This is a genomic window from Lentibacillus sp. CBA3610, assembly GCF_013373365.1.
In the GTDB taxonomy this organism is placed as follows: domain Bacteria; phylum Bacillota; class Bacilli; order Bacillales; family Amphibacillaceae; genus Lentibacillus.
Genome location: NZ_CP035925.1, coordinates 2352238 through 2377887 on the forward strand (window position 1 = coordinate 2352238; position 25650 = coordinate 2377887).

Below are 25650 nucleotides of genomic sequence, written 5' to 3' on the forward strand. Positions count from 1 at the left end.
TGCATAATCGGATCATCCTTTTATAAGTGTTCTATAGACTATATTCGACATAAAGCAAGAAAATTCCTAGTACAATTTGACTTTTTCACCGGACTTCTAGGTGATTTGGAAGAAAAAGAAGACTTTTCCGAAATGGTCATGAAAGCCTGGGTGGAGGCCAAAAGCACTGAAGACGTGGAAAAGGAACTGGGAATGGAAATCGGTTGAAAACCATGCTGCAAATAAGCAAAATAATCAAGCGGGCGGCACCTGGACGATACATTTGTTTTAAACGGAGGGGTGATGCACATGCAGCTGCAGCAATTTGTAACCGAAACAGTTGAGAACCTTGGCGGAATGGTCATGCCGGTGGAATATGCATTGTGTGACGTGCTCATCCCTGAGACCTACGCAGGCTACTTCCAGAATAAAACGGAATTGAAGCTTGCTTTTGATTACGAGGTGGCACAGGAGAACCCGGATTCCGAATTCGTTACATTTGGAAGTTATGTGCTGGAGCAATTATTGGCCATTATTCATGAAAAGGCGAAAACGGCAATGCGCTATGCTCTCATTGACCGTCTGGAACTCGGCACCCCACTGAAAAAAATTGAGGCATTTTTGCAGGATGAACATGGTAAAACCGCTATTGAATCAGAAAAACCTGTCCTTGGTGTCTGGACTGTTTTTCAGTACCTTACCACCATTGTGGCCGACGAAAAAACAGAACATAAAGACAGGTCTGGATTAATATGCTGACAAATGAAGTGGATCCCATCATGAAACAAAAACAGCATCACATCATGTATCAACAGCAGGCATCTTACGCCTATCCGATCACTGTCAAACTTGATATGGACCAAGCACTTCAAACAGCAACCACACATATAAAGAGCTAGTGACAACAGAAAAAATGCACAAATCGATGCTGCCAAAAGATATCGACCGGATCAAACCAATTATTATGATCCCTAATCGACGAAGACAACGCGCAAACCGCAAAGGCATTACCGAAGAAAAACAGAAAGAAATCAGCGACAAAACAGAAACCATCAAACTTGAACGGGACAAACAGCTGCAGGAAATCCATAACAAGGCAAATGGTGAAACCGAAATCAACCTGGAAAATGCCATCATTTATTTTGTACCCTTGCTCGAATATACCGTAAACCGTCAACTCAAAGGGAATCAGGAGCAGCTGGTACTCTATTATAATCCAATTACGAAAGACTTTTTCAGATAGCGGGACATGGGGTCTTGACCCCGTGTCCCTAATTTTGGGACAGAGGGTCAGACCCCATGTCCCTGTCTCCCGGGCTGCTTATCCCTTTTCAAAAACAGTGATAGAACCAAGCCTGTCGCCGCAAACAGAAAAGCAACGAAAAAGGCAGTTTTCACGCCAACCAGGTAATTAGCGGGATCGATTGTTTCAGACCCGCTTTGAACACCGCTGATAAACGAAATGATAAACGTTAATCCCAGTGAACCTCCAAATTGGCGGGCCGTATTGATGACCGCTGTCCCGTGCGGAATCAAATTATCAGGCAAAACATTGATACCTGCCGTCATAATCGGCATATTGATCAAAGCCACGCCGCCCATGGCAACCATGAATAAGGCCATTGTCACAGCAAACGGCGTCTCCAGACCAAGAATAAAATGAAAGCCGAGCGTACTTAAGCACAGCAGCACGAAGCCGGTAATCGCAATGATTTTGCCACCGTATTTATCAAACAAGTTTCCGGCAAACAGTGACATAATGGCAAGTGTCAAAGCACCGGGCATCACAATCAGACCGCCGAAAAATGCTGAATACTGCTGTGCGTTCTGCACATACATCGGCAGCATCGTCTCAATCGAAATGAGTAAGCTGAACGACAGAATTGAAATAATCGCAACAAGGGCAAAAACAGGTGCTTTAAGCACTCGAACTTCCAAAATAGGTGTCTGAAGCCGCAATTGCCGAATTACAAATAAAGCCAGTGCCACAGCACCCGCAATCATACTCACAAGCGCTGCCGGGTCACCGATTCCGCTCTGCTCCATTTTGTTGAAAGCATAAAGTATACCGCCAAAACCCACAGTTGACAATAAAATGGATGAAAAATCGATATTCGTTTCCCGCTGTTCTGTAACATTTTGCATAAACAGGAAAATCAAAAGCAAAATACCTGCCGCTACCGCAAGTGTTAATACAAACAAAGCACGCCAGTCGAAATAGTTGGTTATAACACCGGATATAGGCGGCCCAACCGCTGGCGCAACGTTAATCACAAGCCCGGCCAATCCCATCGCGAATCCTCTTTTTTCCCTGGGATACATCAGAAACAAAATCGTTTGCATTAACGGAATCATAATGCCGGAGCCCATTCCCTGAAAAATACGTCCCATCAGCAATATCGGAAATGTTGGTGCCACTAAACAGATCAATGTCCCTGTCACAAACAAGAACATGGCACTCATCATTAAATGGCGTGTTTTAAGCGTATCAATAAAATAAGCCGTGATCGGGATCAGAACGGCAATCGTCAGCATATAGACCGTTGTCAGCCACTGAACTTCAGTCGAATTAATCCCAAACTCATCCATGATCTTTGGAAAAGCCGTAATGAGCAAAAACTGCGTCAATACAGACAAAAAAGAAGCCGACAACGTTATCGCCACAATTAAGCGTCTATGTAAACGTGATAGATGCATTATTAACCTCCTCCTCCCTCTCGGTCACAGTGACGCCCCGAAAAATGTCGAAAGTGTCAGGTTACAATGGCGCCCGTAGTTTATTCCATCTGTCGTAATTTCTCCGCCGATAAAATAACCAAAAACGTCAACAGCACACTATTTCTATTCTTATGAAGATAATGCTGCTTTCTTCACACGACTATTTAAAAGTGCATTTTTCCTGATAAAGCATTTAATAATCCTATTATACGTGTTGGTTACGCTTCAAACAAACAGAGAGCGCTGAACTGTTTTTCCAACAGAGTATAAAACGGGATAATAATGAAGAAAAGAGCAGTGCGATAAGACATTCACTGCCCCCTTCCTGTTTTTCATTTAAATTGTAAATAGCACCAAAAAGCAGCTATTCGACAAATTTCGGGGCGTCACTGTGACCAAACTGCATTGCAATACTTCTCCCGTTTCTGCCTCTCTGTTCCATCAAAGAAATCCAGTAAACTTGCTAAATTCATAAATACGGGCATTTTATTATCCTTATTTTTGTAATACCTATAGCTGCTCCATGGGTAATTTTCCGGAAGTTTTACTATTTTTGCCTCTATCGGGTTGAGGTGAATATAACGGCTGACTTCCAGCATCCCCGCTCTGTCATCAATCATTTTGTCAAAAAAGCGTTTTTCATACACATGGCCTGACAAACTATATTTTGTATTATAATAATTCGCATACCGCTTATTAATGAGCGCCATTAACTTGGAGATCGATATTTCCTTTGACCTGATTTGTAAATGATAATGATTGGTCATGAAGCAATAGGAGGCAAGTTCAAAGGGGTGTTTTTCGTATAGCTGAAGCAGGATATGGAGAAAAGCCCGATAATCACCGACATAACGGAACAAGGGATCACGTCGATTTCCCCTGCTGACAATATGATAAAAACGCTCCGGTACATAGACCCTTTTCTTATACGGCATTATGTTTCCCTCACAATCACTTGATGTTTACATGAGACACCATCTTCATGTCGTCGCGCCACAAATTAAATAAAGTTTATCCTGGCAGCTGAAAGACTTATAGAAGACGATTGCTTCCATTTTATTAGCAGAGACATATATAAGTATTTCTGTCCTGCTGTCAATAGACTTGTTGGTCGTCTTAACTTCCAATACGTATCTGTGAAACCCCACCTCCTTATGTGCACGGTATCCATCCAACCGCACCTCGGACATTTTTAGTTTTTCATCATAGAATGAGAATTTGAATAACGACATGATAATATAGAGAAAGAAAAAGTGAAACGGAGTAATCGAAGTAAAAATAGATGTCCCTTGAAGACAAAAAAATCACCTATAATCAATCTATTCGACAAAACAAACCAATATCCTGCAAAACAACCAATTAAATTTTAAATAGACAATAAATCAATCGACAAAATTCGGGCCGTCACTGTGACCCCCAAACACCGCTTTTCTTTTTTTTCCGATTTCTGTTATTTTATAATATATTAGCATTATTTCCTGCATTACAGTACATCATAGAAAGGACGTTTGCGACATGACTGAATTATTGACTATTTTAATTGATATTCTTCTTCCTATCTTTATCATTATGGGCATTGGTTATTTCATGCAGAAAAAATTTGAACTTAATTTGCAGACGCTTGCCAAGTTGAATATTTATTTCCTTGTTCCGGGTTTCATTTTTGTCAAGCTCTATGAAACCGAATTTTCGCTACGAGTATTTTCGCTCGTCATCCTGTTTTTCTTGTTATATATATTCATATTATTCGTTTTATCCAAAATACTCATTAAACTGCAAGGGTTCGACCATGCCAAAGGGACAACATTTTCCAACAGTGTAATCTTTTTCAACTCGGGAAATTATGGGGTACCTGTCAATGATCTTGTTTTCAGGGGCGATCCGTTTGCAATGTCCATTCAAGTCATTGTGCTCACCATGCAGAATATCCTGACTTTTACATATGGGATTTTTGCACTGCAGTCCGTCAGTGTTGGCAAGTTGAAGGCGCTTCTCGGTTATTTCAAGATGCCCGTTTTGTACGCCATGGCGGCTGGTATTATCCTAAATATATCAAACATCTCTGTTCCGGAATTTATATGGACTCCAGCTAATTATATTTCTGATGCCATGATTGCGATCGCCCTCATTCTGCTGGGTGCTCAAGTCGCACAGATTAAAATCACATCAGCATTGACATCCGTTTATTTCAGTTTGATGCTGCGGCTTCTCGTCGGCCCGGCCATTGCACTTGCTATCATTTTCGTATTCGGAATCGATGGCGTTGCAGCACAAGCCCTTTTCATTGCATCAGCCATGCCGACATCCGTTAACAGTTCAGTCATCGCTCAGGAATACAATAATCACCCGCATTTCGCGGCCCAGATTGTTTTATTTTCAACCTTATTCAGCGCCGCAACCGTTACAGGTGTCATCTATCTTGCACGCGTCCTATTTTAAGAAAAACTCAGGCCCAGCCTCGTCTTTCCAGAAGCCAGAAGTCAGAGGCCGGAAAGATTGGATGAAGGATGAAATCGGCGAGAGATCCGGTTTCTTTGATAAAACAGCCCTGAATTTTATATTTTCCTATCCTATAATAGAAAAACGCCGGAATAACCGGCGTTTTCCATAACTACTCTTTTAATTTTAAATGAAAATGATCCAGAAAATCTGATTTCGAGCGGTTCACATGGTATTCCATATGCTCCCGGGCTGCTTTAGAATCCCGATTTAAAATAGCTTTTAAAATAGCCTCATGTTCCGTCAACGCCTTGCCGACCTGGAAACTGACAAATTCCGGGAACTGCGGCTGCAGGCCATTCCATAAGTCTGAAAGGATGGCATACAACCTGGGACTATTTGATGCCCGCCAAATAGCTTGATGAAATGCCGCGTTCAACTGAATATACAGGTTGCTGTCATTGTTTTCAGCTGCCTGATTAACTTGATGATGGATGTCCTCTAATTCCGCAAAATAATCGGGACTGTCACATGCCTTTTCAGCTGCCATGCCTTCAAGAAAAGCGCGAATCGTATAATGATCACGGACATCATCTTCTGTTAAACCTATAACGGTTACACGCCGATTATGATGAATTTTTATAATACCTTCCCTATCCAATATCTGGAATGCCTCACGGACAGGCATACGCGAGACTCCTAACCTATTAGCAATTTCTTCCTGCCTGATTTCTTGTTCAGGCTGCAAATCACCATTAAAGATAGATTTGCGGAGCGCACTGAGCACCTGTTCCTTCGCTGACACACGTTTGATTTTTTGCATCTTTTTCCCCCCGAATAAATGCCTATGTCTCTATTATAACGAATTTGACAATTTTGTTAATGAAAAATATAATGTAAATACTATTTTTGGATACAAAATACATTATACAAAATACAAAATAAAAGGGGGAATAACATGCTACCACTGGAAGGTATTAAAGTGGTATCGCTCGAACAAGCCGTTGCAGCACCATTTGCATCAAGGCAACTTGCCGATATGGGTGCTCGTGTCATCAAAATCGAACGGCCCGGTGATGGTGATTTTGCCCGTTATTATGATCAGACAGTCAACGGTATGTCCAGTCATTTCGTGTGGCTCAATCGATCCAAGGAGTCACTGTCACTTAACATGAAAGCAGATGATGGCAAAAGCATTTTCACGGATCTGATTAAAGATGCTGATGTTTTAATCCAAAATCTGGCACCAGGGGCCATTAACCGTTTGGGTTTCAGTGATGAAGAACTTCACAATATTAATGAGTCGCTGATTATCTGTCATATTTCCGGATATGGTTCCAACGGTTCCTATGTCAGTAAAAAAGCCTATGATTTACTCATTCAATGTGAAGCGGGATTTCTGTCTATTACCGGCCATGACGATGCTCCTGCCAAGGCGGGCATTTCCGTCGCAGACATTGCAGCCGGCATGTATGCTTACAGCGGTATTTTGAGCAGTCTGATTAAACGTTCAAAAACAGGTCAAGGTGACATTCTTGATATTTCCATGCTTGAAGCGCTCGGAGAATGGATGGGTTATCCGATGTATTATTCCTTATATGGCGGATACGAACCGAAGCGCACAGGAGCACAGCATGCGACGATATATCCGTACGGCCCCTTCCCTGTTAAAAACGGGAAAACAGTCTTTTTTGCCATTCAAAACGAACGGGAATGGGCAAGATTCTGTCGTGATGTATTAAACAAGCCTGATTTGGCCAACGATGAGCGTTTCAACAGCAATTCACGACGTGTCGACAATAAGGCTTATTTAAAGAACATTATTGAAAACGTTTTAGGGAAGATGCCGCTTCAAGACGTCATGCAGAATCTTGAAGACAACAAAATCGCCAATGCACAGCTGAAAAATATGAATCAATTTGCCAATCATCCACAGCTTAAGGATCGTGATAGATGGATAGATGTGGACACATCAGCCGGCCGAATTCAATCCCTTCTGCCGCCAGCCATCGCAAACAAGGGCGATATGCAGATTGGACCGATTCCTGACGTCGGACAACATACCCAAAAAATCCTTAATGAATTGGGATTATCAGAAGACACAATCGGCAAGCTGAAGAGCAACCATACTATCTAAAAGAGCGAGGTGATGATATGCTCACTAGATCGTTACTGTTTGTACCGGCTGATAAGGAAAAAATGCTTTTGAAAATTAATCACCTGGAATCAGATATTGTGATCATTGATCTTGAAGATGCTGTAGCGCCTGATGATAAACAATATGCCAGGAATCTATTAAAAAGGCATGCTCCAAGTTGGAACAGACCGGTTTTTATTCGGATCAACAGTACCGGAACAACTGATTACGACCAGGATATCAACTTAATCAATAGTTTCGGGAATGATGTTGACTTAGAAGGTGTCATGCTTCCAAAAGCCTCTTGTCAGGATGATATTATAAAACTCGCAAATTATCTTGAGAAGATAGAGCAGCGTCATCATCTGACAACTAGCTATCAAATCATGCCATTAATTGAAAACGCTATAGGTGTCAAATACGCTGATGAGATAGCCAGTGCCAGCGAGCGCATTTTCAAACTTGCATTTGGCGGCGTTGATTTCATAAATGATATCGGTGCACAAGAAACAAAGCAGGAGCACGAGCTCTTACATGCACGCTCCGAGATTGTGATTGCCTCACGAATCGCCAACATCGGCCAGCCGATTGATACGGTTTATACCGATTTTCAAAACAGTGAAGGTTTTATGGAAAGCAGCCGGTTTGTCAAGTCACTGGGTTTCAGCGGGAAACTTCTGATTCACCCGGCACAGATCGAACCGGCCAATAAGGTTTTTTCACCTTCCCGTGAAGAAGTCGATGATGCTGAAAAACTAATCAGCCAACTGCGACACCAAAGTGGAACCTTTCAGCTTGGCGGGAAGATGGTCGATAAACCAGTAATTGAAAAAGCATACAGAGTGCTGAATGATCACAAAGCAATCTTGAATCAAAACAAGGAGGAAAATAATGGATCAACGACTTGAACAAGAAGAAACGGAACAGAAATCGATTTGGCAGCGTATAAGTATCTTTAACATACCTGTCATTTGGTTCGGCGTTATAACGATATTAACACTAATAGCTATGTACACGGATAACCTTCCAGCTGGCATCATCGGCAGTCTGCTGATCATGATGGTTCTTGGTGAATTGTTCGGATGGATCGGTGATCATACCCCGATTATAAGAAGCTATCTTGGCGGTGGCGCTATTTTAGCCATCTTTGGCTCTGCCTTGATGGTATATACCGGATTAATGCCGGAACAAACGATTACGATGATTGACGAGTTTATGACCTCAGGCGGATTCCTGAACTTTTATATCGCTGCCCTGATTACAGGAAGTATCTTGGGCATGAATACGGCGACATTGAAAAAAGCAGGTGCCAGGTTCGCTTTACCACTGCTTGCAAGTGTTCTGGCTGCAATGGGCTTGGCCGGTTTTATCGGTCTTATTATTGGCTATGGATTCAGGGATGCCATTCTGCTTATTGCCATGCCAATCATGGGCGGCGGAATGGGAGCCGGGGCAGTACCCATGTCCCAGGTATATTCAGAACTGTTAGGAAATGATCCATCCTATTATATTTCGGTTTTAGTCCCTGCATTGGCTCTCGGGAACGTATTTGCCATTATTCTGGCCGGAATACTGAATATGGTTGGCAAAAAGTTGCCGAGCTTGACCGGGAATGGTCAGCTAATGGCAGGATTCCATGTTGAGTCAAAGAAAATAACGTATGACATTAATCAAATGGGAATTGGTGTGATTGCTGCTCTCTTATTCTATGTTATTGGTCAAATGCTAGGCGTTTTTATTCCAATTCATCCATATGCCTTAATGATCATTACCGTCGCTGTCTTTAAAATAGCCGGATGGCTGCCGGAAATCGTGGAAAACGGCGCCAACCAGTGGTATCAATTTGTCGCCAAGAACTGGACATTGGCATTGCTGATTGGTATTGGTGTCGCGTACACAGATATGGAAGCAGTGATTAACGCACTCACAGTCGAATACGTGCTGCTTGTTGCAAGTGTCATTGTTGGAGCTGTTTTAGGTGCAGGACTTCTCGGAAAAGTTGTCGGTTTCCACCCAATCGAATCGGCTATAACAGCAGGACTCTGTATGGCAAATATGGGTGGTACGGGAGATGTTGCCGTCCTGTCAGCTTCAAGACGTATGGAACTCATGCCATTTGCACAAATCTCATCCCGCCTTGGAGGCGCATTAATTCTATTAATTGCAAGTCTGATTGTGCCACTGTTATAGCGGGTAAGGGAGTTTGCGAGAGGAAGTTAATTCTTCCTCTCTTTTTGTATTTACAGCTGCGGGGAGAAGTAGGTGATGGGATTGATTATTTGGAATACTGACAAACCCTGGGAACAGGATGAATGAATTTTTAATTACAGGAGGTGCACACCGGGAATGTTTTAACAGTATAGAGACGAGGATGTTCTCGCACGTTTCAAGATCTTTCTCGCACAAGCCCATATTTTGCTTCTCTGGCTCATGTTTCGCTTTTCTGGCCCATGTTGCGGCGTTCCGGCCCATATTTCGCTGCTCCGGCCCATATTTTGCTTTTCTGGCCCATGTTGCGGTGTTCCAGCCCATATTTTGCTTCTCCGGCCCATGTTGCGGTGTTCCGGCCCATATTTTGCTTCTCCGGCCCATATTTTGCTTTTCTGGCCCATGTTTCGTTGCTCCAGCCCATATTTTGCTTCTCCGGCCCATGTTTTGCTTTTCTGGCCCATGTTCCGCTGCTCCGGCCCATGTTTCGCTGCTCCAGCCCATATTTTGCTTCTCTGACCATATTTCGCTTTCCAATTCAAGATTTAAGCCTAGCCACGTCTTCCAGAGGCCAGAAGTAAGAGGTTGGATTGGGTAAAATCGGCGAGGGTCCCGATTTCTTTGATTAAACAGCCCTGAATTTTATACTTTCCTAGCCAATAAAAAAGCCTACCCCTCAAGGTAAGCTCTTTCCACAGGCGAATAGACAATCAATCACCCAATTCAACGTCCAATGCTTCAGCCATAATTTTCGGTAAATCGGTATTGTCCAAATAACCTGTAAATTTATCAGCTTGCGGGCCGTACGCGTATACCGGAATATAGACGGCGGTGTGGTTCGTGCTTCGGGACGTCACTGTGACAGAGTGAATTTAACTACTGTTAAATTGATAGTTTTGTTATAATAACATTGAGTTGTATAAGCAGGATGGGGCGGCGGATCCTTTGCTGCTCGTTTGTAGACATTGGCTATGTCACAACGGGGAGGGGGGGTGATACCGTATATGATTACTATATATCAAACACTAATGCTCATGATCAGCTTTGGGTCATTACTCATGGCTGTCGTGACATTAATTGTCTTGATTATAAAAAAGTAATCCCCACCTGCAAAAATGGAACTGGTTGGGGATTACCTTCTGCCATTCCACCGCAACATCATGCGGCGCAACTCATCAGAAGTCCGACATGCCAGTGTCGGGGTTCTTTTTAGTAATATGCTTTCTAACTTTATTATATGCCAGGAATGACTGAATTGCAAGGTGTCGTGATGGGATTTGGCTGATACCTGTGTTCTTGGTCGATGTATGCCCTCTCTGTTTGATGCTATCTGGTTTGATGTTACTGTTATATTTCCACAACACTTAACGTATTAAACATATAAGAAAAACCAAGGGTATAATTCGGAATGTCACTGTGACCGCATGTCTACTTCATCAAATATGAGCTATCCCACAACGGAAGCTTTGTGCCAATATTATTTTCCAACGCGTTCTGATAAACTTTATAACCCCATGCGACATCTTCTGTCGGAAGCCCTCCTGTCATACAGATAATGACTTCATCATCGGATTGTCGGCCTTCTTTTTCCCCTGCAATGATGTCGCCAATATCGTCAACTTGGCTGCCGTCATATTCGCCGTTATGGATCTTCTCCAATAGTTCGCCTGACATTGTCCAGCTTGTGATGCTTGAAATGCCATCAGGGTGGTTCAAGCCGTCTTCCAGCCATTTCTCGTGCATCGACCACATGTCTGCAACAACGCGATGATTTTGGTAGGACGTATCAGAAAAGCTTGCCGCTCCTGTCAAAATAATCAGGGCACCCGGTTTAATGCTTTCTTCTTTTATCACCGGCTTCGTTTTTCCGGATGTTGCAACTGTCACAATATCGGATTGCCTCAAGCATACATCGATATCATCTACCACTTCAACCGGCAGATTAATCTGTTCTTCAAGCTTTTGAGCAATCTGTCTCCCTTTTTCGACATTAATATCGAATAGGACGACTTTTTCGAGATCATTAACAGTCGTCGTGATGGCATCGATACAGGACTGATTGATGGCGCCCCCGCCTATTGCACCGAGTACCTTTGATTCCTTTTTAGCAAGGTGTTTTGAAAACACGCCGGGAACTGCTCCGGTTCTGGCTGAGCTAATCAAATTTCCGGCCATGATGGCAAGCGGCGCACCAGTATCCTTATCATTCAGCGTAAACGTGTGGACCGAACGGGGAAGTCCTTTATTCAGATTTTCAATATTGGACCCGTACCACTTGTTGCCCACAACATCGAATTCACCGCCCAAGTAAGAAATCAGGGACATAAACCGTCTGTCCGGCCCTGCTTTCGGCATATTTTCGAAAGGCTCTTCCTCGTTAAACCAGAGCATCAGGCCATGATCATTCCTGTTTGGTCCGCCCATGATAAAATCGCCTTTACCAATCAGTCTGAACATCTCTTCAATTGTACTGATACAATTTTTCATGTTCAAAACACCGGCTTCGATCACTTCTTCCTCTTTAAGATAAAGTAATTCCAATTTTTCGGACATTAAGCATTCTCCTTATATCTGAATTTGACCCATTTTTTATAGTAAGAAAAGATTAAGACTACGGCACTGGCTCCAATTGTTATGGCTGAAAACAGCCAATGCTGTCCATTCAAAATGAATAATGGGGAAAACGTGATGATCAGTATTTCCACTGGCGCAATGGGTATATAAGCCAGACCGAATTCATCCAGTGTATTGCTTTCAAGCCTGGGATCCACAATTCTTAAAAGGGCAATGCCCATCGCCACAGCACCTGTGATCCATCCGAACGTAAAGATACCTTTTTCAAACCAATTTTCCTGGAAATAATACTGTGATACGAACCGATAAAAGAAATAGGAAAATAGTATTCCAAAAATAATGAGTATCGTAAATGGTATCAGATTTTCAGCAACAACTGTCAGATTGATAGATGCGATACCAAAAGCAACAAGAATATCAGTAGCACTTCCGCTTATTTTGGACATCACACTTTTATCAATATAATCGTCCACTTTCACCATTTGCATGAGCTGTCTCAAGATGAGTCCGACCAAAAAGGAAAGTGAGAAAGCAGGAATGGATAGATTCGCATAAAGCGACTCGCCAAATTGACTTAAATAATACCCAATGGTCGTTGCGAAAACGACTAATGCTATATGGAAAACCAGCGGATCGATTGAAATACTGGAGACCGTTTCAGATCCCATAGAACTCTGTTTATTTTTAGACAATAGCCCTGTTCTCAATTCTTCCGGAAGCTGCTCGAAACTGCTGATATAATTGGCATGACCTTTGTTTGCACTGGACCTGATTAATAGCAATCCTACGACAATCGCAAGCACTGCTCCGATTGTTGCAGACGTCATGGCCAGAGATGTCGCTTCATCCCAACCTTGCTGAGCGAAAGCATCTCCCAGAGCTGCTGCTGTTCCATGTCCCCCGACAAAGCCTGCTGCCAATATCAAACCGAATCCGTTATGCACATCAAATAGCGGAACAAGCAATATAAGCGCAAAAAGCAGTCCGCCGCCCCACATCAGAAGCATGATAATTTGGGAATAAGACCATAGCCCACCTACCCTGTCGATGACTTCCGACCACTTAAATTTCGGGGTGGACAAAGGGAGTGCGGCAAATACAACTGCAATCAGCACACCCGGGTAATCACCTATAAAATCTGAAAATGGAATAATATTGAATCCACTGGGACCTAAAATCAATCCCAAAATCCCTGCAATTATACTTGCCGGCATGAAGGAACGCTGCAATAAACCTATTTTTGCTCTTAACAACATGCCTATCAACAATAGCAATGATATAAGACCCACATCAGTCAAGAGATTCCATGCGCTGAATTCCATTTATGCAACCCCTTTCATTAGTTTTAATCATACTATATCATTGAAAGCGGAAAAATTAAACCGTATTTTTGAAAAAGGAATATTTTTTCCTATTTATTTTTAATGAAACCCTTATATAATAAAACAAGGGGGAGATTCATATGAAAGAGAAACTTATCGAAATACAAGACGAGCTGCCAAAACAGCAGCAGAAAATCTGTAAATTTATTATCAACCATTTAGATGATGTCTCAACCATGACGATTAAAGATCTGTCTGAAAATAGCGGTGTTGGGACGACAACGATATTGCGCTTTATCGATAAGATAGGCTATAAAAAATATCCAGACTTCAAAAATGATGTCATAAAATATAATTTCAACAATAAGGCAAATACATGGTGGCATTTGAAAAAGTCATTAGAAGAAATCGACGGAGCTGAAAATTCGATCGTCAATGTGGGAAAGAGCAGTATAGAAGATATCGAATCCATGTTGAGGGATATTGATATAGAGGAGTATGAGACATTTTTAAAACTGCTTCTTTACTCTGATAAAGTCCATTTTCTGGGCATGCGGACTTCCAAATCATTGGCACTCTATTTTGAAATGATGCTGAGAGGTATACTTGATAACTTAAATCAGTTAAGTTTAAATGCGGACTTGATCTATGATGAATTATTAAAATTCAAAGAAGGAGATACGCTGTTAGTTATCGCCATATCTCCCTATTCCAAACAGACGATTGATTTTGTCAAGTATTGCAGAGAAAATTTGGATATCAATATTGTTGTGATTACTGACCTTGAAACATGTCCCATCATACAAGACAGTGATGCTCATCTAATATCCGGCCAAAGTAAGAACAGATACAGCATTATACCTGCTCTCACGCTGATTGAGTCTCTGATTATCGATTTAGGAAAAAATCAGCCTGATTCAGTGGATAAAATATCACGGTTAAATGATATACATCGGGAGAATGACATTACGACATTGTGACAATCACTCGCGAGCTGTCAGGATTATTGAGATATAGATCGAGTGAATAATGATATAGAATTGAGCAACCATTTCCAATCAAGGGACGACATTCAGCACTGTATAAAAGGTGGTGTGATTTAATGGATTGGGAAAGGGAGGAAAATGAAATGCCTGATAGAAAGATGAATTTCCTGATACAAAAAAGAGTCTTTTCGAGAAATTCATCGTCGATCGACTTTTTAAAGTAAAAGATGGTTGGAAGTATGAAAAAATTGATTTCAACTTTCCTCTCTTCACACCCTCCATGAACGGGAGGAGATTCTTTTGGACACATGTTGCTTGCATACTTAAACATGCATGATTCATGACATAAAACAGTAAAAACAATATCAAAAACCATATAATAAATACGGATCAGAAAATTACTTTATTCGTTAATCCTTAGCGTGTGTATATCCCTAACTCACAAATTTAGCATCTGTCTTTCAATAAAGACAGATGCTAAATACAATTGCATGTTTACGCATCTTTCTTTTCCTCTGTTACAATCCTATTTTCCTTATTATCGTAAAACACTTTGAAATCCGGATCAACTTCTCCCTTCTGCAAATGCCGTGCCTTAAAGTCTTTCAGCAGGGCAAAGAACTTTGGACTCAATATCAGGATGGTGATGACATTGGCAAAAATAGGCAGGGCTGTAGTCATGTCAGCGAATAGCCAAACCATCGTTCCTGGCATGCCAATGGAAACAGCGATAAGCACCAAGATGAAACCTGGAATTGGATAAGTCCACTTGTAAACTGTCAAAATACGTTTTTTCCATTTAGATTCACCCAACACATACCGCAAAATGACTTCGATTTGAGCATAGATGCCGGATGATGTGGTCAGTCCGAACAGGAGAACACCGACGGCAATTATCATTCGTCCGACAGTGCCAACACCAGTTTCAAAAGCAGCTAAAGTCAATTCTGCCCCATCGAGCCCTGTTGTCCAGGCTCCTGTTACAATAATAACAAGTGATGTAATGCTGCAGATCACAAACGTATCGACAAAAACCTCAAACGCACCTAACATACCTTGGCGGATAGGGTGGTCTGTTTTTGCTGTCGCGTGAATCATAGCAGAAGAACCCCATCCCGCCTCATTTGTGAACACTGCCCGGGACATACCGGTCTTGATGGCTACGGCAACAGCTGCACCGGCAAAACCACCTGCAGCACTCGTACCATTAAACGCACTGTTCACAATCAGTGCAAACGCATCAGGCAGCACATTAATATTAATAGCAAGAATATATAAGCCGCCTAAAATATAAAAGACGATCATGAACGGGACAACCTTAACTGCAATTTTACCGAGTCCTGAAAGACCGCCACTGATCATGATATACAAGAGTACCGTATAAATAAGACTGACCAAAACGTGATTCATCGAAAACGTCGTGGCTACTGCTTCGGAAACGGTATAATTTTGTACTGTCAAAACAAATCCGGTTCCAAAACCAAAAATAAAAATGAAATTCAGTATCTTATAGAGTACTTTATGATTCCGTTCCTCATACAAACCTTTTCGAATATAATAAGTTGGACCGCCGTATGCTTCACCGTTTTTATCCCTGGAACGGTAGTGTACAGCCAGCGAAACTTCGGTCATTTTAATTATTTTTCCAACAAGTCCGGCTATCCACATCCAAAACACAGCACCAGGTCCGCCAAGTGCGATCGCCGCTGCCACCCCACCAATATTGCCGACACCAACAGTAGCTCCGATAGAAAGGCTGACTGCTTCAAACGGCGAAAGTACCCCTCCCCCTTTCTGCTTATCTTTTGACCGCTTGATATCCCGAGTACTTTCCCGAAAAATGAGCGGCAAACGACGAATTTGAAAAAAATCTGTTTTTAGCGACAGAAATACGCCTACAGTCAGAATCGTAATGATGAGTGGCGTTCCCCATAAAACATCCTGGACAATAAACTCAACCCAATTCACAAAGATCTCCCCTTTTAATATGTATGATTTTTCCGCATACCAGAAAAATATTCTGAATAATGAAAATGATAATTTTATTATAATGGATACAAGCGTTGTAATCAATATAATTTTCAGATTCTATTAAAAAATCAAAATGTAATTCCCTAATATTTCTCATAGGGGAATTTAACCAGTAACGTGAACATTTATAACCTGGATTCCCGCAAAAAACACTATTTTTTAACGAGGAATACGATTATAGAGGGATTCAAATATCTAAATCATCGTTACATTTTTTGTATAACGAGTAAGAATGGTGCTGTATCAGCAATTGTAGACTACATCGTTATAAATTTCGGGAGTCCAAGTTATAAGAACACCCGTCACTTCCCAAAATCCCTAAAAAACAAAACGCTCAGCATTCCGTGCCAAGCGTTTCTCCCTCTGCTATGTCTATCTTGTTCATTCCCTATTCAGTTCAGCTGGTGATGGCCGAATGTACCGGTGATTTTCCCGGCGGCAGCTGTCACTTCGCGGGCTAATAATTGCCGTCGTGCTGCGTTCAAATTAAAATTGATTACCCGGATGCCAACCGCACCGTAAACATCGCCGTTCAAACTGGTAATGGGCGCCGCAATGGATGTCGTACCTTCAATTCGCTCATTATCACTCTCAGCATATCCCTTTTCCCGGACTTCTCTCAAATAATTCAGGAAGGCAGCCTGATCATTTTCCGGGAGCAGCCGGCGAACACACGCATCCTTTTCGTCCGGTGCCATGAATGCCAGCATCGCATGATTAGCCGCACTGATATCCATCGGGATGCGCAGTCCAATTTTGTCATAAACACGGATAGCACTCGAGGTATCATCAATTCGCTCAATAATCATTGATTCATCGCCCATCGGTTTATATAAATACACACTTTCCTGCAGCTCTTTCATCAAATTTTCCAGCACTGGCCGCATCTGACTGACATAATCCATCGTGTCATAGATTAATAGGCCATATTCCAGCCAGATGCTGCCAATTCCATACTGCTTTGTCCGCTCATCCTGTTCAATCATCCGGTGCTTGATCATTGCTTTCAAAATGCGGTGCAGCGTGCTCACCGGAAGCTCTGTCTCACCGGCCAGTTCCGAAATCGTCAGTTTATTTTCCGGCGAATGCCGCAGCAGAATCCCGATAATCGTCATCGCCCTGTCAATTGACTGCATCCTCAACCAACTTTCTCATCTAATGTCAGCGTTTCATATTGACATTATAGCAAAGACATCGGTATAATGAAATTAATAATTTTTCAATAAGTGAAAAATTTTTTCAATATGCGGAAATGGAGGGATCCTATGTACTGCTCATCAATGCATCAGCCACTGAAGCGTGTCATTGTCAAGCATCCCGAACAGGCATTCATCAGCCAGGCAAATCTGAATAATCAGTGGCGGACTTTTAATTATACTGACGTGCCCGATTATGACAAGGCACTGACAGAGTACCGCGAATTTATCCGTATCCTGAATAAACATGTCGATCAAATCGATTACTTGCCTGCATCCAATCAAACCGGTCTAGATTCCATTTATACGCATGATCCGGTCAAATTCACCCGGGAAGGTGCCATCATTCTAAAATCGGGCAAAACCATCCGCCAAGCAGAAGCCGCGGAAATAAAAGCATATCTCGACAAACAAGCCATTCCGATTATCGGCGAACTGACTGGGGATGCGGTTAGTGATGGCGGAGATCTCGTTTGGCTGGACGATCGTACATTAGCTGTCGGACTTGGTTATCGCACCAATCAGGAAGCAATCCGGCAGCTGAAAAAGATAACCGGACCATTCGTTGATAATTTTATCGAAGTGCCGCTTCCGCATGACGGGGGTGAAGACGAATGCCTGCATCTCATGTCGATGATCAGCATCGTCGATCAGGATCTGGCTGTTATTTATTCACCCCTGATGCCGGTCTTTTTCCGTCAATATTTGATTGAACAGGGATTGACACTTATTGAAGTGCCCGCCAATGAATACGAAACACTTGGCTGCAACGTCCTCGCCCTCGCACCACGCGTCTGTGTGCTGCCGGCAGGAAATGAACAGACCAAACTAAAACTCGAACAAGCTGGTGCCACCGTTTACGAATATGACGGAAACGAAATCTCATATAAAGGTACCGGCGGCCCGACATGTCTGACTTGCCCGGTTATCAGGGACTGAAAAAACGCACGGCCAAGCGAACAGAACAAGCAAATAATGGACCGCTTCCGTGATTCACTTATTTTGAGTTAAACGTTTTCTACTATATTACGAGGGGGGAGATACAAATGAATTTTTCCAATGTCATTGTCAAAACACCTGGCAAAAGTTACACACAAGGGCTGACAACATCCAGCCTTGGCACACCGGATTATGAAAAAACGCTCAAACAGCATGCCGAATATGTGGATGCACTGCAGCAATGTGGCGTTAAGGTGACTATGCTGCCGTTGAGTGAGGATTTTCCTGACGCTACTTTTGTGGAAGATACAGCCGTTTTAACAGAAGAATTTGCAGTTATAACCCACCCGGGTGCCACTTCCCGCAATGGGGAAAAAGATTTGATGATCCCTGTCATCCGAGGCTTTTACCAAACCATTCATTATATCGGATCACCCGGCACGCTGGATGGCGGTGACGTGCTGCAGGCTGAAGACCAATTTTACATCGGTATTTCCGACCGCACGAATGAGGCGGGCGCCCGACAGTTCAAAGCTATCGTCGAACAATTCGACTACCAGGCAATCATCGTACCGTTAAAGGCTTTTTTTCACTTGAAAACAGGCATCGCCTACCTTGGGGACAATCGAATGGTTGTCGCCGGTGAATTCATCGATCGTCCGGACTTTGCTTCCTATGATAAACTGATCATAAGCGATCGAGAGGAATATGCTGCCAACTGCATCCGAATCAACGATACTGTCATTATCCCGGACGGTTATCCGGAAGCCAGGCATAAAATTGAAGCGGCCGGATACCCGACCATCGCACTCGACATGTCCGAATTCCAAAAACAGGATGGCGGACTGAGCTGCCTGTCCTTGAGATTTTAACTTATTATGAATAACTCTATCCATACACAAAATGGTCCCAATCAATATGAAAATGCCGGGAGGAGGATACGATGGACAATCGAAAATGGACCACACCGGAAGACCTGAAAAACTTGCTTTGTGAACTGGTGAGCTGGAACAGTGAGACATTTTCAGAAGGCGAAAAGAGCTTCCCGGAAAAAACGCGCGACAAACTGAACGCACTCACGTATTTTCGGGAACACCCCGACCGCATCAGTCTGCACCAGGCAGACCTTGGGCGCGCATATCTGACCGCACTGTACAAACACGAAGACATAAGGCAAACCGTCGTCCTGGTCAGCCATTTTGACACCGTACAAACCGAAGAATACGGCGAGCTGCAGCCACTGGCCTATTACCCGGAAAAATTGACGAAAGCACTAAAAGCGTACAAAGGTATTCTTGATCCGGATGCCATCCAAGACTTAGAGTCCGGCGACTATTTGTTCGGGCGTGGTACGATGGATATGAAAATGGGCCTCGCGATGCACATGGCACTTTTGGAAAAAGCAAGTATCGAACAATGGCCAATTAACTTGCTGTTAGTGACCGTGCCTGATGAGGAAGTCAACTCATCAGGTATGCGAAGCGCTGTTAGTACCATGGCCGACTTGCAGCATACCTACGACCTTGACTACCAGCTATTTTTGAACAGCGAACCATCGTTTACGCAAAAGCCCGGCGATACGAACCACTATATTTATTCCGGGACGATGGGCAAAGTTATGCCGGCTGCCTTGTTCTATGGTAAAGAATCCCATGTCGGTGAACCATTGAAAGGCATGACGGCCAACTATATCGCATCTTTTCTCACCCAGCGAATGGAGTGGAATCCGCGCTTTCAGGAAGAACACCTCGGTGAGCAGACACCACTCCCGGTTTCCCTGCAACAGCGTGATCTGAAACAATATTACTCAACACAGACACCGGCACGTGCGCAAGCGTTATATAATGTGTTCCTGATGCAGAGGTCTGCCAATGATATTATGGACTTGTTCGCGCAAACAGCCAATGATGCTGCCAAATCCTGTAACGCCGCCTATCAAAAAATCCTCAAACACGAACAGACAAGTGGAATCGGGAATGTGCGGGTTCTGCGGTACAATGAGCTTGAAACCCATGCTCGCCAGCACTACGGAGATGCCTATGTGGAAAACATCCGAGCCGAGGTCAGCGCGGATTCGACAATGGATGAACGCGACAAATCATTACAAATAGCTGACCAGCTCATGATCAGTTGCCAGGAGCTCGCCCCGGCAATTGTGCTCTTGTTCGCACCGCCATATTACCCAGCCGTGAACACATCGAAAGAAACCATTACAAAAGAAGCAATCCAGCTGCTTAAAGATATGGGCGAACAATATGGCATTGATTTGAAACCGATCCATTATTTCAACGGCATCTGTGACCTCAGCTACGTCAACTATCAGGGCACAGACGACGGGTTGGTAAGCTATGAAAAAAATACACCCGTTTGGGGCATGGACTACCATATCCCATTTGAAATTATGCAAAACCTGCAGGCTCCCGTGCTCAACGTCGGCCCATTCGGCAAAGACCCGCACCAAATGACCGAACGCCTGCACAAACAAAATGCATTCCGCTACACACCTGCAATGCTCGAAGGACTGATCAACCGGCTGTTTTGCTAACCGGGACGTGGATGGGGACTGTGAAACTATAGAAAACAGTCCTTTTTTAATAGCTTACCTTTATACACAAAGAGGTCTACAAAAAATTAGACCTCTTAATATGTAAAGCTTTGAACGCATCAGTTTTTATTAACCACAATTACTCAGCAATCTAAAGGGATTTAGTTTATACATCCCTAATCTTTGTCGTCCCTTGAATGGCAAGGGATGAGCCATTTTTTTGCATTTTATTTAGGAAAGTCACGCTAGGCTGGCCGAAACACGGGCCGTATGACCGCGTCATCGTGACCGCTTCGGTAAGCCGTGTTCCGGACGAATTGCTTGAACAGCTGGATGCAGGCGGCAGAATGACCATACCTGTTGGGGGGTGACTTTCAGCAGGAATTACAAATGATTGAAAAAGGTGCATTTCCCGTGTGAATTGGTAAATTGCATAATTACCTTATTATGAGTATCCTCCGCCCGGTTTCATTTCTGCACCAGTTTTTCCTCCAAGAATTCAATCCAGCCTGCCAAAAAACTCTGAAAATCCGGTAATGAAGCATCCAACGAATCGCTGACATCTGTAAGGGTAACCCTTGGCGAGCTCACATAACCAAATTCACGCATTGCTTCATATAACAATTTCACCCGCTCATCTGATTCAGCGTTCAAATAAACCGACCTGAGAAAAAGCGCAACATGTTCAAAGAGGTCACCTTCCAGCATATTTTCTATGAACAGATCCCCGGGAAGATAACCCGGTTCCTCACCCAATTCCAGTATGGCGAACAATTTTCTGTACGCTTCTTCTGCAGTCTTATAATCTCCTTCCCGCAGCAGGTTTCTGGCCTCAAGGAAAAACCTGTCCATTTCCCCGGCCCAGCTCTCATCACCAAAATCCCGTTCTTCCAGAAAATCGTCATCCCATCCGAATCCATCAACATAGGCACCATTTTCCACATCCTGAGCAAAAGTTTCAATCTCATCCATCAGCATATCTGCATCTGTTTCGGACATTTCTTCCTGGCTTTCCAATTTCAATTTGTTCAAAAAATCTGCCGGCTTAGCCGGAAGTTCTGCAGCAGCCCATTCCATTATCAGATCACGGAGTTCCTCGGTTGAAAAGTCAGCCAGCCGCTGCCGCACTTCATTCATAAATGACTTATAACGCCATCTTTCCATAGATTCCCGCCTCCCTTTCTATTTTTTAATCTATCAAAGATCCATCTGATTTGCGAGAGGTCTTTTTGTATACTTTCCTGCCCAATAAAAAAAGCCTACCTCTCAAGGTAAGCTCTTTCTAAAGGCGAATAGACGATCATTCGCCCAATTCAACATCCAATGCTTCAGCCATAATTTTCGGTAAATCGGTATTGTCCAGATAACCTGTAAATTTATCAGCTTGGGGGCCGTACGCGTATACTGGAATATCGACGGCGGTATGGTTCGTGCTCGTCCAGCCGATGAGTGCCCGGTCACTGATGATGGTATTGATCGCCAGCGCAGCATCATCAGCTTCTTGAATCGTCTGTGCTTCTGATTCGGATAGTTCAAAGTCTGTGTACGTTTCGATAACCTCATTTACATTGGAGCGATCATCATTTAATTCTGCGGCCATGTGATCGCCTGTTGCTGTAACATCTTTAAGAACAGAAGGATTAACGTTCATATCCGGATTTTCACCGGCTCCAGCCGTCATGCCGCCTGTTTCATGGTCACCGCCGACAACAACAAGCGTCTCGCCATCTTCTTCCGCAAATTCGATCGCTTCTTCAACTGCCGCTTCAAAGGCTGCGGTGTCTTGCATGGCCCATGCTGCATCATTGGCGTGACCTGCCCAGTCAATCTGGCTGCCTTCCACTGTTAGAAAAAATCCGTCGTCATCTTGTGCCAGGCTGCCAATTGCGCTTTCTGTCATCTCAGCCAGGCTTGGCTCTTCTGTATCTGCACGGTGCATTTCAGGTGCAAGCGCGTCACCTGCAAATAAGCCGAGTAATCTTTCCCCGTCTTCGATATCAATCTTTGAATCCAGCAATGCATCCTGTGTTTCAACCAATTCATAACCCTGATCTCTCGCTTGTGCAATCAGGTTATCGGTTTCCTGGTTGCCACCTTCCGACTCAGGAAGAAAGTTATTTTTCCCGCCGCCAAGCAGTACGTCTACCTCGCCTGCGAGCAGCTGCTGTGCAATCGCTGTTTCATTATTGCGATCTTCTACATGAGAGGCAAAAGAAGCCGGCGTTGCATGTGTAATGGTAGAAGTCGCAACCAATCCGGATGCCATTCCCTCGTTGGCAGATGCTTCCAGAATCGTCTCCAGCTCGTTTCCTTCTGGGTCAAGACCAATCACACCATTATCCGTTTTTTCCCCAGTTGCCATCGCTGTTCCTGCAGCTGCAGAATCCGTAATGCTCGAATCAGCAGAATAGGTGGTGAACATGCCTTTCATATGCTCATCCCATACCGCTTCTTCGCCTTTGTACATGCGGTAATTGGTGGCATAATCGGCATTAAAACCGTCCGGAATCATATAAATGACATTTTCCACCTTTTGATTGCCATTTCCATTACCTGGCTGCCCACCTGGTCCCCCGGCCCAATCCGGTGGGCCAGCCCAGTCCGGCGGTCCACCCGCCATAACACCAGTAGCCCCGGCAGTCAATAAAAGTCCCGCACTCAGTGCAGCTATTCCAGCTTTTCGAAACATCCAATCTCTCCTCCCTCTATTAGGTTAAGACAAGTGTAACGTATGGCTATTAAAACGAAATTAATATAGCGTTAAGTATTTGTTAATTTTTATAATTCTAAATTACTATGAACATACTTGCATATGCCGTAAGTAAGAAAATATGCCTATTTGTCATTTTCACGTGACCAATTTGATTAAACAACCTCTGCCCTTTATCAATAGATTAATTTTTTAAAAGAAACGTCAATAAAACAGCCGAATGTTACTCGTATAAATTGCAATAAATATAATAATATGATAATTTTTAAAAGAACAATCATTAGAAAATCTATAACTGCAAGGGGGAGTGAGCATGAAAAAAGCACTTAAGTTGAAAATCCTTGGAGCAATAACAGCAATCGCCCTAATTGTAAGCGGTTGCGGAGGGGATGATGAAGCTGGCGGTGATGCAGAAGGCGGCGGAACAGATGACATGTTCGTAACCATTGCATCCGGTGGTACATCCGGGGTCTATTATCCGATTGCGGGTGCCATGTCCACGATCTATGAAGAGGCAGGAATCGATACATCTGTCCAGTCGACAGGCGCCTCGGTTGAAAACATAAACCTGCTGCAAAGTGATCAGGCCGAGCTCGCGATTGTCATGGCCGATGCCGTCGCACAGGCGTATGAAGGATTTGGCTCATTTGAAGATGAGGAGCCGCAAGATAACCTTGTCGGGATCAGTGGTTTATATCCGAATGTTGTTCAAATCATTACAACAGCCGATTCAGGAATTGAAACCTTCTCTGACCTTGAGGGAACGAACGTTGCAGTAGGTGATGCGAATTCCGGCGTTGAATTGAATGCACGCATGATGTTTGAAGCCCATGGCATGAGTTATGATGACATCAATGAAGATTATCTTCCTTACGGGGAAGCCATTGATCAGATCCGTAACGGTGTCGTTGACGCTGCCTTTGTTACAAGCGGCATTCCTAATGGAGCTGCTATGGAGCTGGCAAGCACGCATGATGTCACGGTTGTTGAAATTGAAGACGAAGGACTGGCGTATTTAAATGAAAATTACCCATTCTTTCTTGAAGATGAAATTCCTGCTGACACATATGATAACGAAGAAGACGTCCAGACCGCATCGATTACGAACTTATTAATACCGAACCCCGATCTTTCCGATGAGGAAGTCTATGAATTAACTCGTCTATTCTATGAAAATCTTGACGCTATTCACGCTTCCCACAATGCTGCTGAAGATATCGATATTGAATCTGTGGAAGAAGGGTTGGATATTCCGATGCATCCAGGTGCTGAGCAATACTTTGAAGAAGAAGGGCGTACTCTCCGGTGAATAAAATAAACGTTATGGAGAGTGAGGGAGCGATTAACCGCTCCCTCACCTTGTCTTTATGAAAAATAAAGTTCTGCTTGCCATTGTCATCATCGGGGCCCTATTTGTTATTTGGTATTTTTTCCCTAAACAAACATATCTCATTTTCGCTTCGCCGCGGAGTGACGAGGTTTATTTACACGAACAGGTGGAAACCGGTGATGAAATTGAGATTGCCTGGACACACTCTGTTGAGCATACGCCTTGGATAGAACGATTCCGTGTGGATGAAAAAGGCCGCCTAACCTTAATCGAAACACGATTTCAGTCTTATGGTGCAGGAACACCGGAAAATACGAACGGAACCTTAACAGTGGAAAATGGCTTTATCGTCATCACTGATTTAAACGAAACATACGAGACCTATAATTGGATTCACTCACATGATGCCGATTATACGGTGACGATTGATCATCATAAAGAAATCGAAACAACAGCACTTCCCGATCAAACGCCAATCGAAATAAAAGTCAAGCGGCTTCGTTTTCCACCTATCTTTTCCACGAAGGGAGCGTAAA

General features: G+C 43.4%; 26 protein-coding genes. 15 read left to right on the forward strand and 11 right to left on the reverse strand.

Features of this window, described 5'->3' with window-relative positions:
* Positions 1-288 precede the first annotated feature (288 nt).
* From Len3610_RS11660 to Len3610_RS11670, 3 genes are read left to right on the forward strand one after another with little or no spacing between them, the layout of a single operon-like run.
* On the forward strand, positions 289-738 hold the full coding sequence (locus Len3610_RS11660) for a hypothetical protein (protein WP_176448098.1): 450 nt from the start codon (positions 289-291) through the stop codon (positions 736-738).
* A complete protein-coding gene (locus Len3610_RS11665; protein WP_176448099.1) occupies positions 732-878 on the forward strand; it encodes a hypothetical protein in 147 nt (48 codons plus the stop codon). Before Len3610_RS11660 ends, Len3610_RS11665 begins: the two co-directional genes overlap by 7 nt.
* A complete protein-coding gene (locus tag Len3610_RS11670) occupies positions 878-1222 on the forward strand; it encodes a hypothetical protein (RefSeq protein WP_176448100.1) in 345 nt (114 codons plus the stop codon). The genes Len3610_RS11665 and Len3610_RS11670 overlap by 1 nt, the downstream gene beginning before the upstream one ends.
* Positions 1223-1269: 47 nt before the next feature.
* Here Len3610_RS11670 and Len3610_RS11675 read toward each other — a convergent pair whose 3' ends face one another.
* A complete protein-coding gene (locus Len3610_RS11675; RefSeq protein WP_176448101.1) occupies positions 1270-2676 on the reverse strand; it encodes a DHA2 family efflux MFS transporter permease subunit in 1407 nt (468 codons plus the stop codon).
* 407 nt (positions 2677-3083) lie between these two features.
* Positions 3084-3632 carry a transposase gene (locus Len3610_RS11680; RefSeq protein ID WP_176448102.1) on the reverse strand — a complete coding sequence of 183 codons (549 nt, stop codon included), beginning with the start codon at positions 3630-3632 and terminating at the stop codon, positions 3084-3086.
* Positions 3633-4212: 580 nt separating this feature from the next.
* Between Len3610_RS11680 and Len3610_RS11685 the strand changes: the two genes are divergently transcribed.
* Positions 4213-5136 (forward strand): AEC family transporter, encoded by a 924-nt coding sequence (locus Len3610_RS11685; protein ID WP_176448103.1) that lies wholly within the window; start codon positions 4213-4215, stop codon positions 5134-5136.
* A gap of 172 nt (positions 5137-5308) precedes the next feature.
* Here the strand turns inward: Len3610_RS11685 and Len3610_RS11690 are convergent, their stop codons facing one another.
* Positions 5309-5959, reverse strand: coding sequence for a GntR family transcriptional regulator (locus tag Len3610_RS11690; RefSeq protein ID WP_176448104.1), 651 nt, complete (start codon positions 5957-5959; stop codon positions 5309-5311).
* A 135-nt stretch (positions 5960-6094) separates the two neighbouring features.
* Between Len3610_RS11690 and Len3610_RS11695 the strand changes: the two genes are divergently transcribed.
* The 3 genes from Len3610_RS11695 to Len3610_RS11705 are packed head-to-tail and all read left to right on the forward strand — an operon-like array spanning position 6095 to position 9463.
* Positions 6095-7273: a CaiB/BaiF CoA transferase family protein gene (locus Len3610_RS11695; protein ID WP_176448105.1), complete on the forward strand. Its 1179-nt coding sequence runs from the start codon at positions 6095-6097 to the stop codon at positions 7271-7273.
* A 17-nt stretch (positions 7274-7290) separates the two neighbouring features.
* A complete protein-coding gene (locus Len3610_RS11700; protein WP_176448106.1) occupies positions 7291-8181 on the forward strand; it encodes an HpcH/HpaI aldolase/citrate lyase family protein in 891 nt (296 codons plus the stop codon).
* Positions 8165-9463, forward strand: a complete 1299-nt coding sequence (locus Len3610_RS11705; protein ID WP_176448107.1) for a 2-hydroxycarboxylate transporter family protein — start codon at positions 8165-8167, stop codon at positions 9461-9463. The genes Len3610_RS11700 and Len3610_RS11705 overlap by 17 nt, the downstream gene beginning before the upstream one ends.
* Before the next feature lie 238 nt (positions 9464-9701).
* Here Len3610_RS11705 and Len3610_RS11710 read toward each other — a convergent pair whose 3' ends face one another.
* A complete protein-coding gene (locus Len3610_RS11710) occupies positions 9702-10004 on the reverse strand; it encodes a hypothetical protein (RefSeq protein WP_176448108.1) in 303 nt (100 codons plus the stop codon).
* A 187-nt stretch (positions 10005-10191) separates the two neighbouring features.
* The gene (locus Len3610_RS11715; protein ID WP_255259586.1) at positions 10192-10338 is read right to left on the reverse strand and encodes an alkaline phosphatase; all 147 of its coding nucleotides are present in this window, start codon (positions 10336-10338) and stop codon (positions 10192-10194) included.
* A 147-nt stretch (positions 10339-10485) separates the two neighbouring features.
* Between Len3610_RS11715 and Len3610_RS21820 the strand changes: the two genes are divergently transcribed.
* The gene (locus Len3610_RS21820; RefSeq protein ID WP_369693572.1) at positions 10486-10581 is read left to right on the forward strand and encodes a putative holin-like toxin; all 96 of its coding nucleotides are present in this window, start codon (positions 10486-10488) and stop codon (positions 10579-10581) included.
* A gap of 328 nt (positions 10582-10909) precedes the next feature.
* On the opposite strand, the gene Len3610_RS11720 is transcribed toward Len3610_RS21820, so the two are convergent.
* Together Len3610_RS11720 and Len3610_RS11725 are read right to left on the reverse strand one after the other, a co-directional pair.
* On the reverse strand, positions 10910-12034 hold the full coding sequence (locus Len3610_RS11720; RefSeq protein ID WP_176448109.1) for a tyramine oxidase subunit B: 1125 nt from the start codon (positions 12032-12034) through the stop codon (positions 10910-10912).
* A complete protein-coding gene (locus Len3610_RS11725; RefSeq protein WP_176448110.1) occupies positions 12034-13377 on the reverse strand; it encodes a sodium/glutamate symporter in 1344 nt (447 codons plus the stop codon). Before Len3610_RS11725 ends, Len3610_RS11720 begins: the two co-directional genes overlap by 1 nt.
* Positions 13378-13517: 140 nt before the next feature.
* On the opposite strand from Len3610_RS11725, the gene Len3610_RS11730 reads away from it, so the two are divergent.
* On the forward strand, positions 13518-14357 hold the full coding sequence (locus tag Len3610_RS11730; protein WP_176448111.1) for a MurR/RpiR family transcriptional regulator: 840 nt from the start codon (positions 13518-13520) through the stop codon (positions 14355-14357).
* A gap of 501 nt (positions 14358-14858) precedes the next feature.
* On the opposite strand, the gene Len3610_RS11735 is transcribed toward Len3610_RS11730, so the two are convergent.
* Both Len3610_RS11735 and Len3610_RS11740 read right to left on the reverse strand, forming a co-directional pair.
* Positions 14859-16331 (reverse strand): alanine/glycine:cation symporter family protein, encoded by a 1473-nt coding sequence (locus tag Len3610_RS11735; RefSeq protein WP_217994020.1) that lies wholly within the window; start codon positions 16329-16331, stop codon positions 14859-14861.
* 455 nt (positions 16332-16786) lie between these two features.
* The gene (locus Len3610_RS11740; RefSeq protein WP_176448112.1) at positions 16787-17530 is read right to left on the reverse strand and encodes an IclR family transcriptional regulator; all 744 of its coding nucleotides are present in this window, start codon (positions 17528-17530) and stop codon (positions 16787-16789) included.
* A 129-nt stretch (positions 17531-17659) separates the two neighbouring features.
* Between Len3610_RS11740 and Len3610_RS11745 the strand changes: the two genes are divergently transcribed.
* The 4 genes from Len3610_RS11745 (at position 17660) to Len3610_RS21825 (ending at position 21445) form a co-directional block, all read left to right on the forward strand.
* Positions 17660-18529 (forward strand): dimethylarginine dimethylaminohydrolase family protein, encoded by an 870-nt coding sequence (locus tag Len3610_RS11745; RefSeq protein WP_176448113.1) that lies wholly within the window; start codon positions 17660-17662, stop codon positions 18527-18529.
* Positions 18530-18636: 107 nt separating this feature from the next.
* Positions 18637-19401: a dimethylarginine dimethylaminohydrolase family protein gene (locus tag Len3610_RS11750; RefSeq protein ID WP_176448114.1), complete on the forward strand. Its 765-nt coding sequence runs from the start codon at positions 18637-18639 to the stop codon at positions 19399-19401.
* 71 nt (positions 19402-19472) lie between these two features.
* Positions 19473-21074: a M20/M25/M40 family metallo-hydrolase gene (locus Len3610_RS11755; protein WP_176448115.1), complete on the forward strand. Its 1602-nt coding sequence runs from the start codon at positions 19473-19475 to the stop codon at positions 21072-21074.
* A 197-nt stretch (positions 21075-21271) separates the two neighbouring features.
* Positions 21272-21445, forward strand: a complete 174-nt coding sequence (locus Len3610_RS21825) for a hypothetical protein (RefSeq protein WP_176448116.1) — start codon at positions 21272-21274, stop codon at positions 21443-21445.
* Between the two features lie 97 nt (positions 21446-21542).
* Here Len3610_RS21825 and Len3610_RS11765 read toward each other — a convergent pair whose 3' ends face one another.
* Together Len3610_RS11765 and Len3610_RS11770 are read right to left on the reverse strand one after the other, a co-directional pair.
* Positions 21543-22238, reverse strand: coding sequence for a hypothetical protein (locus tag Len3610_RS11765; RefSeq protein ID WP_176448117.1), 696 nt, complete (start codon positions 22236-22238; stop codon positions 21543-21545).
* 136 nt (positions 22239-22374) lie between these two features.
* Entirely contained in the window at positions 22375-23763 is a 1389-nt protein-coding gene (locus Len3610_RS11770; protein WP_176448118.1) for an alkaline phosphatase, read from the reverse strand.
* A gap of 334 nt (positions 23764-24097) precedes the next feature.
* Between Len3610_RS11770 and Len3610_RS11775 the strand changes: the two genes are divergently transcribed.
* Complete coding sequence (locus Len3610_RS11775) at positions 24098-25093, forward strand: TAXI family TRAP transporter solute-binding subunit (RefSeq protein ID WP_176448119.1); 996 nt, start codon at positions 24098-24100, stop codon at positions 25091-25093.
* Between the two features lie 58 nt (positions 25094-25151).
* Positions 25152-25649 (forward strand): DUF1850 domain-containing protein, encoded by a 498-nt coding sequence (locus tag Len3610_RS11780; RefSeq protein ID WP_176448120.1) that lies wholly within the window; start codon positions 25152-25154, stop codon positions 25647-25649.
* The last annotated feature ends 1 nt before the right edge of the window (position 25650 follow it).

Coding starts and splice junctions, on each gene's coding strand:
- Len3610_RS11660 (WP_176448098.1), top strand. CDS start 289: ATGCAGCTGCAGCAATTTGTAACCGAAACAGTTGAGAACCTTGGCGGA.
- Len3610_RS11665 (WP_176448099.1), top strand. CDS start 732: ATGCTGACAAATGAAGTGGATCCCATCATGAAACAAAAACAGCATCAC.
- Len3610_RS11675 (WP_176448101.1), bottom strand. CDS start 2,676: ATGCATCTATCACGTTTACATAGACGCTTAATTGTGGCGATAACGTTG.
- Len3610_RS11680 (WP_176448102.1), bottom strand. CDS start 3,632: ATGCCGTATAAGAAAAGGGTCTATGTACCGGAGCGTTTTTATCATATT.
- Len3610_RS11685 (WP_176448103.1), top strand. CDS start 4,213: ATGACTGAATTATTGACTATTTTAATTGATATTCTTCTTCCTATCTTT.
- Len3610_RS11690 (WP_176448104.1), bottom strand. CDS start 5,959: ATGCAAAAAATCAAACGTGTGTCAGCGAAGGAACAGGTGCTCAGTGCG.
- Len3610_RS11695 (WP_176448105.1), top strand. CDS start 6,095: ATGCTACCACTGGAAGGTATTAAAGTGGTATCGCTCGAACAAGCCGTT.
- Len3610_RS11700 (WP_176448106.1), top strand. CDS start 7,291: ATGCTCACTAGATCGTTACTGTTTGTACCGGCTGATAAGGAAAAAATG.
- Len3610_RS11705 (WP_176448107.1), top strand. CDS start 8,165: ATGGATCAACGACTTGAACAAGAAGAAACGGAACAGAAATCGATTTGG.
- Len3610_RS11710 (WP_176448108.1), bottom strand. CDS start 10,004: ATGGTCAGAGAAGCAAAATATGGGCTGGAGCAGCGAAACATGGGCCGG.
- Len3610_RS21820 (WP_369693572.1), top strand. CDS start 10,486: ATGATTACTATATATCAAACACTAATGCTCATGATCAGCTTTGGGTCA.
- Len3610_RS11720 (WP_176448109.1), bottom strand. CDS start 12,034: ATGTCCGAAAAATTGGAATTACTTTATCTTAAAGAGGAAGAAGTGATC.
- Len3610_RS11725 (WP_176448110.1), bottom strand. CDS start 13,377: ATGGAATTCAGCGCATGGAATCTCTTGACTGATGTGGGTCTTATATCA.
- Len3610_RS11730 (WP_176448111.1), top strand. CDS start 13,518: ATGAAAGAGAAACTTATCGAAATACAAGACGAGCTGCCAAAACAGCAG.
- Len3610_RS11740 (WP_176448112.1), bottom strand. CDS start 17,530: ATGCAGTCAATTGACAGGGCGATGACGATTATCGGGATTCTGCTGCGG.
- Len3610_RS11745 (WP_176448113.1), top strand. CDS start 17,660: ATGTACTGCTCATCAATGCATCAGCCACTGAAGCGTGTCATTGTCAAG.
- Len3610_RS11750 (WP_176448114.1), top strand. CDS start 18,637: ATGAATTTTTCCAATGTCATTGTCAAAACACCTGGCAAAAGTTACACA.
- Len3610_RS11755 (WP_176448115.1), top strand. CDS start 19,473: ATGGACAATCGAAAATGGACCACACCGGAAGACCTGAAAAACTTGCTT.
- Len3610_RS21825 (WP_176448116.1), top strand. CDS start 21,272: ATGGCAAGGGATGAGCCATTTTTTTGCATTTTATTTAGGAAAGTCACG.
- Len3610_RS11765 (WP_176448117.1), bottom strand. CDS start 22,238: ATGGAAAGATGGCGTTATAAGTCATTTATGAATGAAGTGCGGCAGCGG.
- Len3610_RS11770 (WP_176448118.1), bottom strand. CDS start 23,763: ATGTTTCGAAAAGCTGGAATAGCTGCACTGAGTGCGGGACTTTTATTG.
- Len3610_RS11775 (WP_176448119.1), top strand. CDS start 24,098: ATGAAAAAAGCACTTAAGTTGAAAATCCTTGGAGCAATAACAGCAATC.
- Len3610_RS11780 (WP_176448120.1), top strand. CDS start 25,152: ATGAAAAATAAAGTTCTGCTTGCCATTGTCATCATCGGGGCCCTATTT.